The sequence below is a fragment of the Paracandidimonas lactea genome (assembly GCF_021653995.1).
GTDB lineage: Bacteria > Pseudomonadota > Gammaproteobacteria > Burkholderiales > Burkholderiaceae_B > Allopusillimonas > Allopusillimonas lactea.
Genome location: NZ_JAJJOZ010000007.1, coordinates 104,685 through 122,226 on the forward strand (window position 1 = coordinate 104,685; position 17,542 = coordinate 122,226).

At 60.8% G+C, this 17,542-nt stretch carries 15 protein-coding genes; 14 read left to right on the forward strand and 1 reads right to left on the reverse strand.

Features of this window, described 5'->3' with window-relative positions; genetic code table 11:
* Positions 1-24: 24 nt before the first annotated feature.
* The 4 genes from ftsH to LOL23_RS13460 all read left to right on the forward strand — a co-directional run bounded on the left by ftsH (position 25) and on the right by LOL23_RS13460 (position 5,044).
* The gene (ftsH, locus tag LOL23_RS13445; protein ID WP_160978844.1) at positions 25-1,920 is read left to right on the forward strand and encodes an ATP-dependent zinc metalloprotease FtsH; all 1,896 of its coding nucleotides are present in this window, start codon (positions 25-27) and stop codon (positions 1,918-1,920) included.
* A gap of 41 nt (positions 1,921-1,961) precedes the next feature.
* Positions 1,962-2,801, forward strand: coding sequence for a dihydropteroate synthase (folP, locus tag LOL23_RS13450; RefSeq protein WP_237173736.1), 840 nt, complete (start codon positions 1,962-1,964; stop codon positions 2,799-2,801).
* Between the two features lie 45 nt (positions 2,802-2,846).
* Positions 2,847-4,196, forward strand: a complete 1,350-nt coding sequence (glmM, locus tag LOL23_RS13455) for a phosphoglucosamine mutase (protein ID WP_160978848.1) — start codon at positions 2,847-2,849, stop codon at positions 4,194-4,196.
* A gap of 65 nt (positions 4,197-4,261) precedes the next feature.
* Positions 4,262-5,044: a GNAT family N-acetyltransferase gene (locus LOL23_RS13460; RefSeq protein WP_160978850.1), complete on the forward strand. Its 783-nt coding sequence runs from the start codon at positions 4,262-4,264 to the stop codon at positions 5,042-5,044.
* A gap of 107 nt (positions 5,045-5,151) precedes the next feature.
* Here LOL23_RS13460 and LOL23_RS13465 read toward each other — a convergent pair whose 3' ends face one another.
* The gene (locus tag LOL23_RS13465) at positions 5,152-6,642 is read right to left on the reverse strand and encodes a Ppx/GppA phosphatase family protein (RefSeq protein WP_160978852.1); all 1,491 of its coding nucleotides are present in this window, start codon (positions 6,640-6,642) and stop codon (positions 5,152-5,154) included.
* A gap of 215 nt (positions 6,643-6,857) precedes the next feature.
* On the opposite strand from LOL23_RS13465, the gene ppk1 reads away from it, so the two are divergent.
* From ppk1 to hutG, 10 genes are all read left to right on the forward strand, one after another.
* Complete coding sequence (gene ppk1, locus LOL23_RS13470) at positions 6,858-8,927, forward strand: polyphosphate kinase 1 (protein WP_160978854.1); 2,070 nt, start codon at positions 6,858-6,860, stop codon at positions 8,925-8,927.
* Positions 8,928-9,159: 232 nt separating this feature from the next.
* Positions 9,160-10,203, forward strand: a complete 1,044-nt coding sequence (gene pstS, locus LOL23_RS13475; RefSeq protein ID WP_237173737.1) for a phosphate ABC transporter substrate-binding protein PstS — start codon at positions 9,160-9,162, stop codon at positions 10,201-10,203.
* A 164-nt stretch (positions 10,204-10,367) separates the two neighbouring features.
* On the forward strand, positions 10,368-11,306 hold the full coding sequence (gene pstC, locus LOL23_RS13480; RefSeq protein ID WP_160978858.1) for a phosphate ABC transporter permease subunit PstC: 939 nt from the start codon (positions 10,368-10,370) through the stop codon (positions 11,304-11,306).
* A 14-nt stretch (positions 11,307-11,320) separates the two neighbouring features.
* Entirely contained in the window at positions 11,321-12,181 is an 861-nt protein-coding gene (gene pstA, locus LOL23_RS13485; protein ID WP_160978860.1) for a phosphate ABC transporter permease PstA, read from the forward strand.
* 46 nt (positions 12,182-12,227) lie between these two features.
* Positions 12,228-13,004, forward strand: coding sequence for a phosphate ABC transporter ATP-binding protein PstB (gene pstB / locus LOL23_RS13490; RefSeq protein ID WP_160978862.1), 777 nt, complete (start codon positions 12,228-12,230; stop codon positions 13,002-13,004).
* Positions 13,005-13,570: 566 nt separating this feature from the next.
* Entirely contained in the window at positions 13,571-14,323 is a 753-nt protein-coding gene (locus tag LOL23_RS13495) for an IclR family transcriptional regulator (protein WP_237173738.1), read from the forward strand.
* 47 nt (positions 14,324-14,370) lie between these two features.
* Entirely contained in the window at positions 14,371-15,090 is a 720-nt protein-coding gene (locus LOL23_RS13500) for a transporter substrate-binding domain-containing protein (RefSeq protein WP_439652100.1), read from the forward strand.
* On the forward strand, positions 15,090-15,758 hold the full coding sequence (locus LOL23_RS13505; RefSeq protein WP_160978868.1) for an amino acid ABC transporter permease: 669 nt from the start codon (positions 15,090-15,092) through the stop codon (positions 15,756-15,758). Before LOL23_RS13500 ends, LOL23_RS13505 begins: the two co-directional genes overlap by 1 nt.
* Positions 15,755-16,543 carry an amino acid ABC transporter ATP-binding protein gene (locus LOL23_RS13510; protein WP_305072133.1) on the forward strand — a complete coding sequence of 263 codons (789 nt, stop codon included), beginning with the start codon at positions 15,755-15,757 and terminating at the stop codon, positions 16,541-16,543. The genes LOL23_RS13505 and LOL23_RS13510 overlap by 4 nt, the downstream gene beginning before the upstream one ends.
* A complete protein-coding gene (gene hutG / locus LOL23_RS13515) occupies positions 16,540-17,496 on the forward strand; it encodes a formimidoylglutamase (protein WP_160978870.1) in 957 nt (318 codons plus the stop codon). Before LOL23_RS13510 ends, hutG begins: the two co-directional genes overlap by 4 nt.
* The last annotated feature ends 46 nt before the right edge of the window (positions 17,497-17,542 follow it).

The following is a 17,542-nucleotide window of genomic DNA, read 5'->3' on the forward strand; positions in this document are numbered from 1 at the left end:
GGAATTACAAGTAGGAGATTGGCTTTGAACAACTCTTTTTCCAAGGTGGCGATCTGGATGGTGATCGCGCTGGTGCTGTTCACTGTTTTCAAACAGTTCGACGGGCGCGCCACCACCACTGATACCGTTACCTACACCCAGTTCATGACTGACGCGCAGGCGGGGCGGATCAGTAAAGTTGATATTCAGGGCGACACCCTGTATGTCACGCCCGATAGTGGCCGGCCGTACAGCCTGACGTCGCCTGGCGACCTCTGGATGGTGCCTGAGCTCGTCAAATCCGGCGTGCAGGTGTCGGGCAAGGCGCGCGAAGAGCCTTCCTTCCTCACCAGCCTGTTTGTTTCCTGGTTCCCGATGCTGCTGTTGATCGGGGTGTGGATCTTCTTCATGCGCCAGATGCAGGGCGGCGGCAAGGGCGGTGCCTTCAGCTTCGGCAAGTCGCGCGCGCGCATGCTCGATGAAAACACCAACAACGTTACCTTCGCCGACGTCGCCGGCTGCGACGAAGCCAAAGAGGACGTCCAGGAGTTGGTCGATTTCCTGCGCGACCCCACGAAGTTCCAGCGCCTGGGTGGCCGTATTCCGCGCGGCGTGCTGATGGTGGGCTCGCCCGGTACCGGTAAGACCTTGCTGGCCAAGGCCATCGCGGGCGAAGCCAAGGTGCCTTTCTTCAGCATCTCTGGTTCCGACTTCGTTGAAATGTTCGTGGGTGTGGGTGCTGCCCGCGTGCGCGACATGTTCGAGAACGCCAAGAAGCAAGCACCTTGCATTATCTTCATTGATGAAATCGATGCGGTTGGCCGCCAACGCGGTGCTGGCCTGGGCGGCGGCAACGACGAACGCGAGCAAACCTTGAACCAGTTGCTGGTCGAGATGGACGGCTTCGAAACCGGCCAGGGTGTATTGGTGATCGCCGCCACCAACCGCCCCGATGTGCTCGACCCCGCGCTGCTGCGCCCGGGGCGCTTCGACCGCCAGGTTGTGGTATCGCTGCCCGATATCCGTGGCCGCGAGCAGATTCTCAAGGTGCACATGCGCAAGGTGCCACTGGCCACTAACGTTGATGCCATGGTGCTGGCGCGTGGTACGCCGGGCTTTTCTGGCGCCGATCTCGCCAACCTGGTCAACGAGGCTGCCTTGTTCGCCGCGCGCCGCAACGGCCGTACGGTCGACATGAGCGACTTCGAAAAGGCCAAGGACAAGATCATTATGGGCGCCGAGCGCCGCTCCATCGTCATGCCCGAGGAAGAGCGCCGCAACACGGCCTACCACGAGGCTGGCCACGCGCTTGTCGCACGCATGCTGCCCAAGACTGATCCTGTGCACAAGGTCACCATCATCCCGCGCGGCCGCGCGTTGGGCGTCACCATGCAGTTGCCCGAGGGTGATCGCTACAGCATGGATAAAGAACGCCTGCTCAACACCATTGCAGTGTTGTTCGGCGGCCGTATCGCCGAAGAGGTGTTCATGCACCAGATGACCACGGGTGCGTCTAACGACTTCGAGCGCGCGACGGCTATCGCCCGCGACATCGTTACACGTTACGGTATGACTGATTCGCTCGGTCCTGTTGTGTACGCCGAAAACGAGGGCGAGGTGTTCCTGGGCCGCAGCGTCACCAAGACCACGCACGTGTCCGAAGCCACCATGCAGAAGGTGGACCACGAGATCCGCAGCATCATCGACGAGCAGTACAACGTGGCGCGCAACATCATTGAGCAGAACCGCGACAAGATGGAAGCCATGGCCAAGGCGCTGCTCGAATGGGAAACCATTGATGCCGACCAGATCCAGGACATCATGGAAGGTCGTCCGCCGCGTGCGCCGCAGCCGCCTTCTTCGGGCAACGATACATCCGATCGCACGCCGCCCGCCGGCGTATCCTCGGCAGGTGGCGACACGGCGGCAACGCCGGTCTGACACCTGGGTTGGCGTTTCAAAAACAGTAAACACCTTCACGAATGAGTAACACCGTGCTTTGTGGGCGCTTCGAGCTTGGGCTCGAGCGCCCTTTGGTCATGGGGATCGTCAATGTCACCCCTGACTCCTTCTCCGATGGCAATGCCCATCCCGATCCCGACTCCGCCGTCCGGCATGCGTTCGACTTGATCGCGCAGGGGGCCGACATGCTCGATATCGGCGGCGAATCCACGCGCCCCGGCGCAGCGCCGGTCAGTGTGGCCGATGAGCTCGCGCGTGTTCTGCCGGTCATCAAGGCACTGCGTGACAGCGGCAAGCCGCTGTCGGTCGATACGTTCAAGCCTGAAGTCATGCGCGCCGTGCTTGATGCGGGTGCCGACATGATCAACGATGTCTATGGCTTCCGGCAGCCTGGCGCTATCGAGGCCGTGGCGGGCTCGCGTTGCGGCCTGTGCGTCATGCACATGCAGGGCGAGCCCAAGTCGATGCAGAACGCGCCACATTACGAAAACGTTGTACGCGAAGTACAACAATTTTTGCACGAGCGTGTGGCTACACTGTTGCTGGCCGGGATTGGGCGCGAGCGCATTGTGCTCGATCCGGGTTTTGGCTTTGGCAAGACAGCGGAACAGAACTACACCTTGATGCGCGAACTCGACGCCATTGATGCCCAGGGGCTGCCCTGGCTGATCGGCGTATCCCGAAAATCGATGATCGGCCATGTCGTTGGCCGTGAGCCTGCCGGCCGCGTGGCGGGCAGCATTGCCGCCGCGCTGGCCGGCGTGGCGCGCGGGGCGCGCATCGTGCGGGTGCACGATGTGGCGGCTACAGCCGATGCCCTCAAGGTGTGGCACGCTGTCCAAGCCGGCCTTTCTTCCTGATATTTCCTGCCCGGCCCCGCGGCCGCGGCTTACTGGAGCGATTTCATGACAGAGCGCAAGTATTTTGGCACCGATGGCGTACGCGGCGAAGTGGGCGGCCCGACAATCAATGCGGAATTTGCCCTGCGGCTGGGCTATGCCGCAGGCCGCGTGCTGGCTCGCAAGCACCCGAGTGAGCGCGGCCGGCCCACCTTGGTTATCGGCAAAGACACTCGCCTGTCGGGCTACATGCTTGAGTCCGCCCTCGAAGCTGGCCTTTCCGCGGCTGGCGTTGATGTGCTGCTGGCGGGTGTGGTCCCCACGCCCGCGGTCGCCTATCTTACGCGTGCCCTGCGCCTCACAGCGGGTATTGTTATCAGCGCTTCGCACAACCCTTTTCAGGACAACGGTATCAAGTTCTTTTCGGCGCGGGGCATGAAACTGCCCGACGAGATTGAGGCCGAGATTGAACAGGCCATCGACGAGCCGCTCAACTGCGTGAGTTCGGATGCACTGGGCCGCGCGCGTCGCCTGGAAGACGCGCAGGGCCGCTATATTGAGTTCTGCAAAAGCACCTTTCCCAACGAGCTCGATCTGTCAGGGCTGTCCATCGTGGTCGACGCTGCGCATGGGGCTGCCTACAACATCGCGCCTCACGTGTTCCGCGAGTTGGGCGCCGAAGTGCACGCCATAGGCTGCAAGCCGGATGGTTTCAACATCAACGACGGGGTAGGCGCCATGCACCCCGATCATTTGGCCGATGAAGTCCGGGCGCGCGGCGCAGACCTGGGTATTGCGCTGGACGGCGATGCCGATCGCCTGCAAATGGTCGACAGCGAGGGGCGTCTCTTCAATGGCGACGAACTGCTCTACGTGATTGTGCGCGATCGCATGACGCAGCGCCCGGTCGAAGGGGTGGTCGGCACACTGATGACCAACTTCGGCTTCGAAAAACAGATGAAGGATCTGGGCATCGGCTTCGACCGCGCCAAGGTGGGCGACCGCTATGTGCTCGAAAGCATGCAGCAGCGCGGTTGGCTGTACGGCGGCGAAAGTTCGGGCCATCTTCTGTGCCTCGATTGCCATACGACGGGCGACGGCATCATTGCCGCGCTGCAGGTGCTTACCGCCATGCGCCGCAGTGGCAAGGGCCTCGCCGAACTCTTGAATGACCTCAAGATGTATCCGCAAAAAATGGTCAACGTGCCGCTCACCCCAGGCATCGATTGGCAGCACCACGCCGGTCTGCGCGATGCGCGTGCCAAGGTGGAGGCCCAACTCGGAGAGCGGGGCAGGGTGCTGATCCGCGCATCGGGCACCGAGCCGAAATTGCGCCTGATGGTCGAAGCCGAAGACGCCGCACTGGCCGATAATGGCGTTCGGCAATTGCTTGCGGTGGATTTAACAAACGGGTAACGTAGCAGACAAATACCTGCAACATCATGCGTGCACACTGAGGGCCTCTTTCTGGAGCTACCCGCATGTTAGAACTTGATCGTTTTACTCCCGATGCCTCGCGCAACCCTGCGTGGGACAGCACGGCGCAATCGGCATTGACGGTGGGGCTCGCTCGCAATCCCGAAGAGCTCGAAGCCATACAACGGCTGCGGTTCCAGGTGTTTACCGAGGAAATGAACGCCGTGTTTCCAGAGGCCGCCAATGGTGTCGATGCCGACCGCTTCGATCCATGGTGCGACCACTTCATGGTGCGCGAAGAAACCACGGGCCGGGTGGTTGGCACCTACCGGCTGCTTACGCCCACTAACGCAGTCAAGGCGGGTGGCTACTACTCCGAGTCCGAATTCGATCTCTCCGGCCTGGGCAACCTGCGCCACAATCTGGTCGAGCTCGGCCGCTCATGTATCCACCCCGACTACCGCAACGGTACGGTCATTATGTTGTTGTGGTCGGGCATTGCCAGTGTGATGCGCCAGCACGGTTTTCGTCATCTGCTCGGTTGTGCCAGCGTCAGCCTGCGCGACGACGGCGTGACGGCGGCCGAAGTGTGGCGCCGCGCCAGCAAGGCCCTGGCCGCCAATAAAGATCTGCCGCGCGTGGTGCCGCTGCATCGCTATCCCGTTGAGCGCCTGGCTCATACGCTGCCTGCGCGGGTGCCGCCGCTCATCAAGGGGTATCTCAATGTAGGTGCCCAGATCTGCGGCGAGCCCGCCTGGGATCCAGACTTCAACACGGCGGATTTCCCGGTGCTGTTGGATATCGGCACTATGGACGACCGCTACCGCCGCCACTTCGGCATGTCCTGAAAGCAGTGCGCGGCACTGGCGTTGGCAAGGCCCACGCCATCACCATAACCGTTATCGTCAGGCTGTGGCGCGCGCCGCCTTCTTCGCCTGCTGCGCCCGTGTCGGCATCAGGCTGCAACGAGTTCGCACTTGAAGCCTTGCTTGGTCCATTCCTTGACCTCGTTCTGTAGCGCATACGCCGACAGCGGATGACGGGCCAGCCAATGCTTTTCTGTCATGATGCGTAATTGCTTGCCCTTTGCCGATAGGCTGACGGGGATGTCGTCGTGACGATCGCGGCGCCGCAGCAGCAATACCGCGATGCGCAGGCTGAACAGCGCCAGCCATCGGGCGCGCGTGGGTTCGAATTGCCGCATTTTGGAAAGCTTGCCCTGATGCCCCAGCGCCAGGCGTGACAGCACCATTTGGTCGTCGTTCGAAAAACCGGGCATGTCGGCGTGTTCGAGAATATAAGCAGAATGCCTGTGGTAGTCGGCAAACGTAATGCTGATGCCGATTTCGTGCAGCTCAGCCGCCCAGCCGACGAAGCGGGCGAGTTCTTGGTTTTCGGGCGTATCGGGCAGGTCGAGCTGGCGCAGCAGCGTAAGCGCCAGCGTTTTTACCCGTTGCGCCTGGCGTGTGTCGACGTGATAGCGCTTCATGAACTGGCGAACGGTTTCGTCGCGCTTGTCTTGCTGGGAGTCTCGGCCGACGAGATCGTACAGCACACCCATGCGCAGGGCGCCTTCGCCCGCCGCCATGCCTTTTATTTTTAGTTCGCGGAAGGCTGCCAGCATGATGACCAACCCGCCGGCGAGCACCAGCGAGCGGTCGTGCTTGAGGCCGGGCAGTTCTTCCATGATGACGCGACCGTCGCGGATGAGCTTTTCTTTGAGCAATTCCAGGCCGTCCTGGGTAATGCCCCGTCGTGACATCCCACCCTCTTCAAGCACTGCGATCAGGCCCTTGGCCGTGCCCGACGAACCGTATGCTTCTTCCCAGCCCGCTTGGCGGTACTGGCGGGAAATACGCTCGACCTCGCGCCGCGCAGCGAGCAGCGCCTCGTTCATGCGTGCCGCTGTGATGCGGCCGTCAGGGAAAAAGCGCTGCGTGAAGCTGACACAACCCATGCTGAGCGACGCCAGGTGGGTGGGCGTGAAGCCGCTGCCGATGATGAACTCGGTGGAGCCGCCGCCGATGTCTATCATGAGGCGCTGGTTGTCGGATGGCGGCAGCTCGTGGCTGATGCCGGAGTAGATCAGGCGGGCCTCTTCCTGGCCGGCGATGATTTCGATGGGGAAGCCCAGCGCCTGTTCGCAATGACGCACGACCTCTGCGGCGTTGCGGGCCACGCGGAAGGTATTGGTGGCGACTGCCCGCACACGGTTGGGATGAAAGCCCGCGAGGAGCTCGCCGAAACGCTTCAGGACGGTTACTGCGCGTTCGATGGCCGCGGTGTCGATGATATTGCGCTCGCCCAGGCCGGCTGCCAATCTGACCGACTCCTTCAGGCGGTCGGTTGCGTAGATCTGTGCGACGCCGTTCTGCTGGATGACGCGGCCAATGGAGAGCCGAAAGCTGTTCGAGCCCAGGTCAACGGCGGCAAGTAATTGATCCATCCGGTATGTGCCTGTGTGTGGTTACCCGGAGATTATAGTTGCCGCCGGGCGACACCGTGATTTTGTACTGCGGCCAATACTTATATAGTATCTGTGAGGTCGTTGGGTATTTATTTTTCAGCCGTCCGCGCCATGGTCATTGCTATGGTGTGTGCTGTCATTGAACCGTCATTTTATTGCAGTAAAAGTATCGCCTGTTTTATTCGGAATCTCCTATGCCTGCCGATGCGCCCACTCCATTGCTGCTGAATCGCGAACTTTCCCTGCTCAAATTCAACGAACGCGTATTGGCGATGGCGGAGCGTCCGGATACGCCTTTGCTCGAGCGGCTGCGCTACCTATGCATTGTTAGCGCCAACCTCGACGAATTCTTCGAGATCCGGATTTCGAGCTTGAAGGAACAGCAGCGCCAGACGCCGAATACAGTTGGGCAGGATGGCATGACGCCAGCCGAAGCCTTCGAATGCGTGCAGCAGGCCACGCATGAACTCGTTGAGCGCCAGAACGCGCTGCTCGTGCGGGATGTATTGCCCAGCCTGCGGGCGCAGGGCATTGACCTGATGGAGCCGGCTGCCTGGACGGAAGAGCTGTACGAGTGGGCGCATGAAGAATTCAACCGTTCGGTCATGCCCATGTTGACACCGATCGGGCTCGATCCGGCGCATCCGTTTCCGCGGGTGTTCAACAAAAGCCTCAATTTCATTGTGTCGCTGGCCGGGCAAGACGCCTTTGGGCGGCGCGCCTCGATCGCCATCGTGCAGGCACCGCGGGCTCTGCCGCGTATCACACGGGTGCCCAACGAGATTTCGGGCATTCCTCATGGCTATGTTCTGCTGTCTGCGCTGATCAACGCTTTTGTGGGCGATATTTTTCCCGGCCTGGATGTCAAGGGCGTCTACCAGTGGCGCGTCACCCGAAACAGCGATCTGTTCGTGGATGAGGAAGAAATTACCAATCTGCGCCAGGCGCTGCAGGGCGAGCTATCACAGCGCAACTTCGGCGCTGCGGTGCGGCTGGAGATCGACCACACCATGCCGGCCGACCTGGAAGCTTTCCTGCAGCAAGAGTTCCAGCTCAAGCCGCATGATACTTACCGGGTGCGCGGGCCTGTGAATCTATCGAGGCTGATGCAGTTGTGCAATGTGGTGGATCGGGCGGATCTGCTCTTTCCGCCACACCGCCCCCATATGCCCGCGCCGTTCGACGAAGTGGGCGACGATCCAGAGCAGTTGTTTGCCGCACTCAGCGAGCAGGACAGGCTGCTGCATCACCCTTATCAGTCGTTCCAGCCCGTGCTGAACTTCCTGACCGCCGCAGCCGCGGATCCCGCCGTAGTCGCCATCAAGCAGACCATTTACCGTACGGGTGAAGACTCCGAGCTGATGGCGCTCCTGCTCAGCGCCGCGCGGGCGGGCAAAGAGGTAACGGTGGTGGTAGAGCTCATGGCCCGCTTTGATGAGCAGACCAACATCAACTGGGCTGCCCGCCTTGAAGAAGTGGGCGCGCATGTCAGCTACGGTGTCGTCGGCCACAAGACCCACGCCAAGATGGCCTTGGTGCTGCGGCGTGAAAAAGGCTTGATCCGGCGCTATGGGCACTTGGGTACGGGCAATTACCACCCTCGCACTGCGCGCCTTTATACCGATTTTGGGCTGCTGACGGCGGATCAGCAGCTATGCGCAGACATGGACAAAGTATTCCATCTGCTCACCGGCCTGGGCGCGCGACGGCCACTAAAGCTGTTGCTGCAGTCGCCTTTCTCGCTGCATGAAACCATGATGGCCATGATCCAGGCCGAAATGAGCAATGTGAAGGCGGGCCGAAAGGGCCGCATCATGGCAAAGATGAACTCGCTGCTCGAGCCTGACATCATCTCGGCCCTATACCAGGCCAGCCAGGCGGGGGTGAGAATCGATCTCATCGTCCGTGGCGCCTGTGCCTTGCGGGCGGGGGTGCCCGGTTTGTCGGACAACATCCGCCTGCGGTCGATCGTGGGCCGTTTTCTGGAACACTCGCGGGTTTTCTACTTCTACGCCGACGGCGAGGAGCATGTGTATCTTTCTTCCGCCGACTGGATGGACCGTAATTTCTTCCGCCGTGTCGAAGTTGCGTTCCCGGTGCAGGACAAGGCACTCAAGCGCCGGGTGATCGCTGAATCGTTCACCATTGCGCTGCGCGACAATGTGCTGGCCTGGCGCGCATTGCCGGACGGCACTTATACGCGCGTTGTGGGGCGTGGGGCACACGTCAACCTGCACGACGAACTGGTGCGGCGCCTGGGTTGATGTCTGGGATGCCTCCGGTCTGGTGCTGTGTGCGTACAGCGCCGCCACAGGCCGTAAAACCGGGGCGGGGCAGGCCTGCGGCTTGCTGGCGGATGCGGCTGTCGCTAACCGGTAACGGTTGTATCGCAGACACAGCGTCGTCCTGTCACGAACATGTCATATTGCATGCTTAATATTTCGGCTGAGCAGGGCTTTCCTGTACCAGTCAGTTGCAAAATCAGAGGACTTTTCCATGTTCAAACGCGTTGTTGTTCAAGTTTCGCTCGGTGTTGCCTTCGCCGCGGCCTCGGTGGCCGCGCACGCTGCCGACATCACCGGCGCGGGCGCTTCGTTCCCGTATCCTATTTACGCCAAGTGGGCCGCTCAGTACCAGCAGGAAACCGGCAATCGCGTGAACTACCAATCCATCGGTTCGGGTGGCGGCCAGCAGCAGATCATCGCCAAGACGGTCGATTTCGGCGCGTCGGACGATCCGATGAAGGCCGATGCGCTGGAAAAGAACGCGCTGTTCCAGTTCCCGGCCATTGTTGGCGGCACGGTGCCCGTCATCAACGTCGAGGGCATCAAGCCGGGTGAACTGAAGCTGTCTGGCGAAGTGCTGGCCGACATCTTCCTGGCCAAGATCAAGAAGTGGGACGACGCCGCCATCAAGGCCCTGAACCCCGATTTGAAGCTGCCCAGTGCTTCCATCATCGTGGTGCACCGTTCGGACGGCTCGGGCACCACCTTTGGGTGGACCAACTACTTGTCCAAAGTGTCCGCTGAGTGGAAAGAAAAAGTCGGCGAAGGTAAAGCGGTAAAATGGCCCACCGGCCAGGGTGGCAAGGGTAATGAAGGCGTCGCCGCCTACGTTCGCCAGCTGAAGAATTCCATCGGTTATGTCGAGTACGCCTACGCCAAGCAAAACAACCTGGCCTGGACGCAGCTCAAGAACATGGACGGCAAGTTCGTGCAGCCTTCGCAGGAAGCCTTTGCCGCCGCAGCCGCCAACGCCGACTGGAAGAGCGCGCCGGGCATGGGCGTGGTGCTGACCAACGAGCCGGGTGCCGACTCATGGCCCGTCACCTCGGCCAGCTTCATCCTGGTGCACAAAAAGCAGGACAAGCCTGAAACCGGCCTTGAGGTCCTGAAGTTCTTCGACTGGGCGTTCAAGAACGGCGACAAGCTGGCACAGGAGCTCGACTATGTGCCGATGCCCGACAACGTCACCGAGCAGATCGCTGCTGGCTGGAAAGCGGAGATCAAGGGTGCTGATGGCGCTGCAGTCTGGAAATAACAGGCAGATCATCGCCTGAAGGTGGCAGACGGCGCCGGATGACGGCGCCGTCATTGTTATGTAAAAATGCGCCCTGGGCGGTAGCGGGCGTCTCCGCCCAGGGCATCCGCCCTTTGTTACATCGGTATTTTTGTAGTGGCCCTCAGCCAAATAAGAAAACGCACATGAAAGATAATCGCAACGCGTATATGGACTCGGTGTTCAGCGGTCTTACGCGTACCTTTGCGTTCCTGGTTTTCATCCTGCTGGGGGCTATCATGGTTTCGCTGGTCTACGGCAGCCGCGAATCCATCTCCGCGCACGGCATCTCATTTCTCTGGACCAACGAATGGGATCCGGTGCAGAACGTTTACGGCGCCCTGGTGCCCGTGGTGGGCACGCTGGCCACATCGCTCATTGCCCTGGCGATCGCGGTGCCGGTGTCCTTCGGCATCGCTATGTTCCTGACCGAGCTTGCGCCCACCTGGCTGCGCCGCCCGCTGGGCACCGCCATCGAGATGCTGGCCGCCATCCCCTCCATCATCTATGGCATGTGGGGCCTGTTCGTCTTTGTGCCGCTGTTCCAAGAATACATACAACCCCATGTCATCAATCTGTTTGATGGCATCCCTGTGCTGGGGCAAATCTTTGCCGGCCCGCCGTTCGGTATCGGCGTGTTCACCGCGGGGCTGATTCTCTCCATCATGGTGATTCCCTTCATCGCCGCCGTAATGCGCGACGTTTTCGAGCTTGTGCCGCCCATGCTCAAAGAATCCGCCTACGGTCTGGGCAGCACCACCTGGGAAGTGGTCTGGAAGGTTGTGCTGCCGTACACCAAGTCGGGTGTGATCGGCGGCATCATGCTGGGGCTCGGCCGGGCGCTGGGTGAAACCATGGCGGTCACCTTCGTGATCGGCAACGCGTTCAACCTGCCCGAATCCATTTTCTCGCCGTCCAATTCGATCGCCTCGGCGTTGGCCAACGAATTCAACGAAGCGGGCGGGATACAAAAAGCAGCCCTGCTCGAACTGGGCCTGATTCTATTCATGATCACCACTGTTGTGCTTGCGTTCTCGAAGCTTTTGCTGCTTCGCCTGGGCAAGAACGAGGGTACCTCCCACTAGCCGGGCGTTTATTCATGTTCAATACCGAATCCGTCGTCAACACCCGCAATCCGCTGTACAGGCGCCGCCAGCGTTTTAACCGCTTCATGCTTTTCCTGTCCGGCGTCATGGTACTCACAGGCCTGTTCTGGCTGTTCTGGATCATCCTGACTTTATTGTTCAAGGGCGCCGATGCACTGTCGCTGTCGCTGGTGATCGAATCCACGCCGGCGCCTGGTGTAAGCGGCGGCCTGCTCAACGCCATCATCGGAAGCGTACTGATGGCGGCGGTCGCCACAGCCATCGGCACGCCCATCGGTGTGCTGGCGGGTACCTATCTGGCCGAATACGGCCAGCGCGGCTGGCTTGCACCCGCTACCCGCTTCCTGAACGATGTGCTGCTGTCCGCGCCATCCATCATTATTGGCCTGTTTATCTACGCTGTTTATGTGGCACAGGTCGGTCACTATTCCGGCTGGGCGGGCGCCTTCGCGCTGGCCATCCTGGTGATCCCGGTGGTGGTGCGCTCTACCGACAACATGTTGCAGCTGGTGCCCAACAGCCTGCGCGAAGCCGCTGCGGCGCTGGGTTGCCCGAAATGGCGGGTGATCATGTTCGTGTGCTACCGCGCGGCGCGATCCGGCATCATCACCGGGGTGCTGTTGGCCATCGCCCGTATTTCGGGCGAAACCGCGCCGCTGCTGTTCACCGCGCTCAACAACCAGTTTATGTCCTGGAACATGAACGCTCCCATGGCCAACCTGCCGGTCGTAATCTTCCAGTATGCGGCGAGCCCGTTCGAAGACTGGAACCGCCTCGCCTGGGCGGGTGCGGTCATGATCACGCTGCTGGTGCTGGGCATCAATATCGCTGCCCGCAGCCTGTTCCGCAAGTAATATAAACACGCTTCGGCCGGGGCATTGCGCCGGCCAGGATTTCACCATGCAAACGACCCAACACGCTGAACGTACGAAGATCGAGGTGCGCAACCTCAACTTTTACTACGGCAATTTTCACGCCATCAAAGACGTCAACCTGAAAATTGCCGAAAACAAGGTCACTGCCTTCATTGGCCCGTCGGGCTGCGGCAAGTCCACCTTGTTGCGCACGTTCAACCGCATGTACGAGCTATACCCGGGCCAGCGCGCCGAGGGTGAGATCAACCTCGACGGTGAAAACCTGCTCACTTCGCGCATGGATATCTCGCTGATCCGCGCCAAGGTCGGCATGGTGTTCCAGAAGCCTACGCCATTCCCCATGAGCATCTACGACAACATTGCTTTTGGCGTACGCCTGTTCGAAAGGCTCAGCAAGGGTGAAATGGACGAGCGCGTCGAATGGGCATTGACCAAGGCCGCGCTATGGAACGAAGTAAAAGACAAGCTGGGCCAGAGCGGCAACGGCCTGTCGGGTGGCCAGCAGCAGCGCCTTTGCATCGCACGAGGGGTGGCCATCAAACCCGAGGTACTGTTGCTCGACGAGCCCTGTTCGGCACTGGATCCGATCTCCACGGCCAAGATCGAAGAGCTGATCGCCGAACTCAAGTCTGAATACACCGTCGTTATCGTGACGCACAACATGCAGCAGGCCGCGCGCTGCTCCGACTACACGGCCTATATGTACTTGGGCCAGCTCATGGAATTTGGCGAAACCGACCAGATCTTCGTCAAGCCCGCTCGCAAAGAAACCGAAGACTACATCACCGGCCGCTTCGGCTGAGCACCGGCCGTCTGGCCGGGCAAGCGCAGTCGCCCCCGCGGCTGTGATCGCCCCCGCGCAGTCGGTCGCCAGCACGCAATCCTCCTGTCAGGCGGCCGCCAACGGCGTCTGCATCAGCTGTTGCACGTCATCGTAGTGACGTGAGACACGCTGTCCGCCGTGTCGTAGCCCACCGCGACGGTCACGCCACTGGCGTAGCCCGTGCAAAATCATGGCCTTGTCTCAGAAGGTGCGCTCGGGTGTCACGGTGATTACGCTCGTCACAGTCAAGTCCAGGTCGGGCAGATCCCGTATGACGTACGGCGTGACGGAAGCCGCGACATGCGGATCAAGTGCCGATTTGGCACCGGCCACGCCCTTGAACCATGACCGCCCAACTGTGCAAAGTTGGTTAATACCCAAACTTGTCCGAGTTCAGCCGCTTCAATCAGCGCAGAGATGTGGGGTTTGAGCCGGAGCCACTGCTTAGGGTTTTTCCTGTTTTTCCCGTATTTTGGGAATTGAATTCCTTGATTGTGGGAAAAAATATTACAGTGTGCGCGTGATCTGTTTGATGGTTGTTTTCCATGTCCGACGAACGTTCGCCCAAGGGGGGCGCTGACCGCGTACTGTTTGTGCTGGCAACGCTTGCCAGGCTCGAACGGTCCGTCACGCCTGCCGAGCTGATGGCCGAGACGGGGTTGAGCAAAAGCACGCTTTATAGGCAGCTTGCACTGCTAAAGCGCTGGGGCTTCATCATGGAAAGCAATGGCGTGTACCTGCCTGGGCCGATGTGCCTGCCGCTGGCATGGGGGTTCGATCAGTCGTCGTACCTGATCCAGCAAGCCCATGGTGAGCTTGAGGCGCTGTCCCGCAACTCGGGCGAATCCGTGGGGCTGTTGACAGCGGTGAACAATCAGGCGGTTTGCCTGGATATGGTCGAGAGCCCCAGTTCTTTGCGCTGTTCGTTCGTAAAAGGGCGGGGGCTTCCCTTATGCAAGGGCGCGTCCGCCAAAACACTGCTGGCCTTCATGGAGGCCGACAAGCAGGCGTTGGTGCTGCGCAATCTTGAGCGCGACCGCCTGATCGCGCCGCCGGAGCTACCGGCGCTCAAGGATGTGCTGCGGCAGATACGTGCACAGGGGTACTGCATCACAGACAGCGAAGTGGATGAAGGGGTATGGGGTATCAGCGCCCCCGTGTTCCAGCAATTCAACCATGCGGCGGCGGTTATCACGCTCATGGCGCCTACCACCAGAGTTCACAATCGCGAGCGGCAGTTCGTCGATATGACAACCGCAATTGCCGCGCGTGTTTCTTCTCGGCTGCAAAGCCTTTGAATCGTTATCTAACGAAGGAGTATGTCATGGCGTCACGCAAAACTCTCATGGCGGTGCTTCTCGCGATTTCCGCGAGCGGTTTTGCCGCATCCAGCCTTGCAGCGGACACGGTACGCATCGTGACCGACCCCACCTTTCCACCTATGGAATTCACCCGGGACGGCAAGCGCACTGGCTTTGATATCGAGCTGACGGAAGCCTTGATGAAGGAAATGGGCAAGCAGATCGCCTGGACGGATATCGATTTCAAGGGCCTCATCCCTGCGATCATCTCCGGCCGTGCCGATGCGGCGGTATCGGCGATTTACATCACCGACGCGCGCAAGCAAGTCGTGGACTTCACCGACCCGTATTACGCCGGCGGCTTGGTTGTGCTCACCCGCAAGGACGGCCCGATCAAGACACTGAAAGACCTGGACGGCAAGCGTGTGTCGGTGCAGGTGGGTACCAAGTCGGTGGGCTATCTGCAGGAGCATTATCCCAAGGTGCAGCGCGTCGAGGTCGAGAAGAACGAAGAAATGTTCAACCTGGTGGGTGTGGGTCGGGCCGACGCAGCCGTCACCGGCAAGCCGGCGGCCAAGCTCTACGCCCAAGCCCATCCAGCCCTCGTTGTGCTGGACGAGCAGATCACGACGGAGGCCTACGGTATTGCGGTCGACAAGCGCAAGCCCGAGCTCGTCAGCGCATTCAATGCGGCGATCAAGCGCCTGAAGGAAAACGGCGAGTACCAGAAGATCGTCGATAAATGGTTTGAAGGCAAGAAATAATGAACTTTGATTTCACGCCCGCGTATGCGGATTGGCGGGCGCTGCTCAGCGGTGCCACCGTGACCGTCGAGGTAACGGTGAGCGCACTGGTTCTCTCCTGTCTGCTGGGGCTGCTGATTGGCATAGGCCGTCTCAATCCCGAGCGCAAGCTGGCGTATGGCCTGAGCAGCGTGTATTTGTCGGCCTTTCGCGGCACCCCGCTGCTGGTGCAGCTGTTCATCTGGTTCTTCGGCCTGCCGCGCTTTGGCATTTTGCTGCCGGCCTTTGCCTGCGGGATGCTGGGCCTGGGCATGTATTCGGCCTCGTATGTATCCGAGATTGTGCGCGGGGCAATACAGTCGGTGGATCGCGGCCAGATGGAGGCTGCGCGTTCGCTGGGCATGTCCTCGCGGCAAGCCATGTTCAAGATTATTTTGCCGCAGGCGTTTGTGCGCATGATTCCGCCTCTGGGCAACGAGTTCATTTCGCTGATCAAGAACTCGGCGCTGGTGTCGCTGCTGACCATCCACGACCTCATGCACGAAGGGCAGAAGATTATCAGTGTTTCCTACCGCTCGCTGGAAATCTATTTGGTGATTGCGGTCATTTATTGGCTGATGACGACGTTCGTGACAATCGTGCTGCGCAATGTAGAGCTGCGCATGAAGGCGGGAGGGATGGTGCAATGAGTAATACGGCGACGAACGGCCAGGCCATGATTCTGATCAAGGGGCTGCACAAGGCCTATGGCAACCATGAGGTGCTGAAGGGGGTAGACCTCGAGATCGACAAGTCAAAAGTGGTGGTGGTGATCGGCCCAAGCGGTTCGGGCAAAAGCACCTTGCTGCGCTGCTGCAATGGGCTCGAGGTCGCCCAGCGCGGCACTATCGACATCTGCGGCCAGCGACTGCTCGACGAGGGAAGGATGCTGGGCGAGCGCGATCTGAATGCGCTGCGTATGCAGGTGGGCATGGTGTTCCAGTCTTTTAACCTGTTTCCGCACCTCTCAGTGCTGGATAACATCACGGTCGGGCCCCGCACGCTCAAAGGGCTTAGCGCGTCCGCGGCGCGCGAGCAGGCCATGGCGCTGCTGGACAAAGTGGGGCTGTCGGCCAAGGCCGAGGCCATGCCGGCCAGCCTCTCCGGCGGGCAGAAGCAGCGCGTGGCGATTGCGCGGGCGTTAGCCATGGCGCCCCAGGTCATGCTGTTCGATGAGCCCACATCGGCGCTTGATCCCGAACTGGTCGGCGAGGTGCTGAGCGTCATGAAGCTGCTCGCCAAAGAAGGGATGACGATGATGGTGGTGACGCACGAAATGGGCTTCGCCCGCGAGATGGCTGATACGGTGGTTGTCATGGATGGCGGCGGCATTATCGAGGCCGGCCCGCCCGACGTTATCTTCACCAACCCCGCGCAGGCGCGTACGCGCAGCTTTCTGCAGGCTGTGCTCAAGCAGGAGACACAGGACGTATGAGTACGGTGGATACAGTATGGCGGGGCCGCGACGACGCTGCGGAGCAGGGCGACACGCGTAGGCTATTTCAGGTCGTCCGTCCGCGCAGCGCCAGTTTTGGCGCTGACGATCCCGTGCTGCTGGGTTTTGCCAGCGATGCAGGCGTAAGCCGAAACAAAGGCCGTGTCGGCGCGCGCAAAGGGCCGCAGGCAATCCGGGCCATGATGGCCGGCCTGCCGGCGCACGACCTCAGTGTGTTGTGGGACGCTGGCGATGTGCATTGCGAAGGCGATGCGCTGGAGGCCGCGCAGGCTGAGCTGGGTCGCCGCGTGGCCGGCGTGTTGGCTGCCGGCGCCCGCCCGCTGATCCTGGGCGGCGGGCACGAAACCGCGTGGGGCACGTTTCAGGGGCTGGACGCATTCCTGGCTGAACGGGCGGCGAATCAGCGCGGCGACGATAGCAAGCCGCTGTTGATTGTGAACCTGGATGCGCACTTTGATCTGCGAAGCAGCCGTCCAGGCAGTTCGGGCACACCCTTTGATCAAATCCTGGAGGCATGCCGGCAGCGGGGCTTGCCCGTGACATATGCCTGCTTTGGTGTGTCGCGGCTGGGCAATACTGCAGGCCTGTTTGCCCACGCCCGCGAACTGGGAACCGTGTTCTTCGAAGACACCGTGCTGCAGGAGCGGCATCTTGCCGACCGGCTGGCCGACCTCGACACGCTGCTTGCGCGGGCCGGCGATGTCTACCTGAGTATAGACCTCGACGTGTTGCCGGCGTCGGTGGCGCCGGGCGTATCGGCGCCGGCGGCGTTCGGCGTCCCGTTCAGTGTGATCGAGGCGTTGGCCTGCCGCGTGAAACAAAGTGGAAAAATGCGGGTTGCCGATATTGTGGAGATCAACCCCGACTTCGATATCGACAACCACACCGCTCGCGTTGCCGCGAGGCTGGCCTGGCAACTGCTGGCGCCGTAAGGGCGCCAGCGTGGCGGCTGCTTATGAGGCCCGGAGCGTGTTGCCG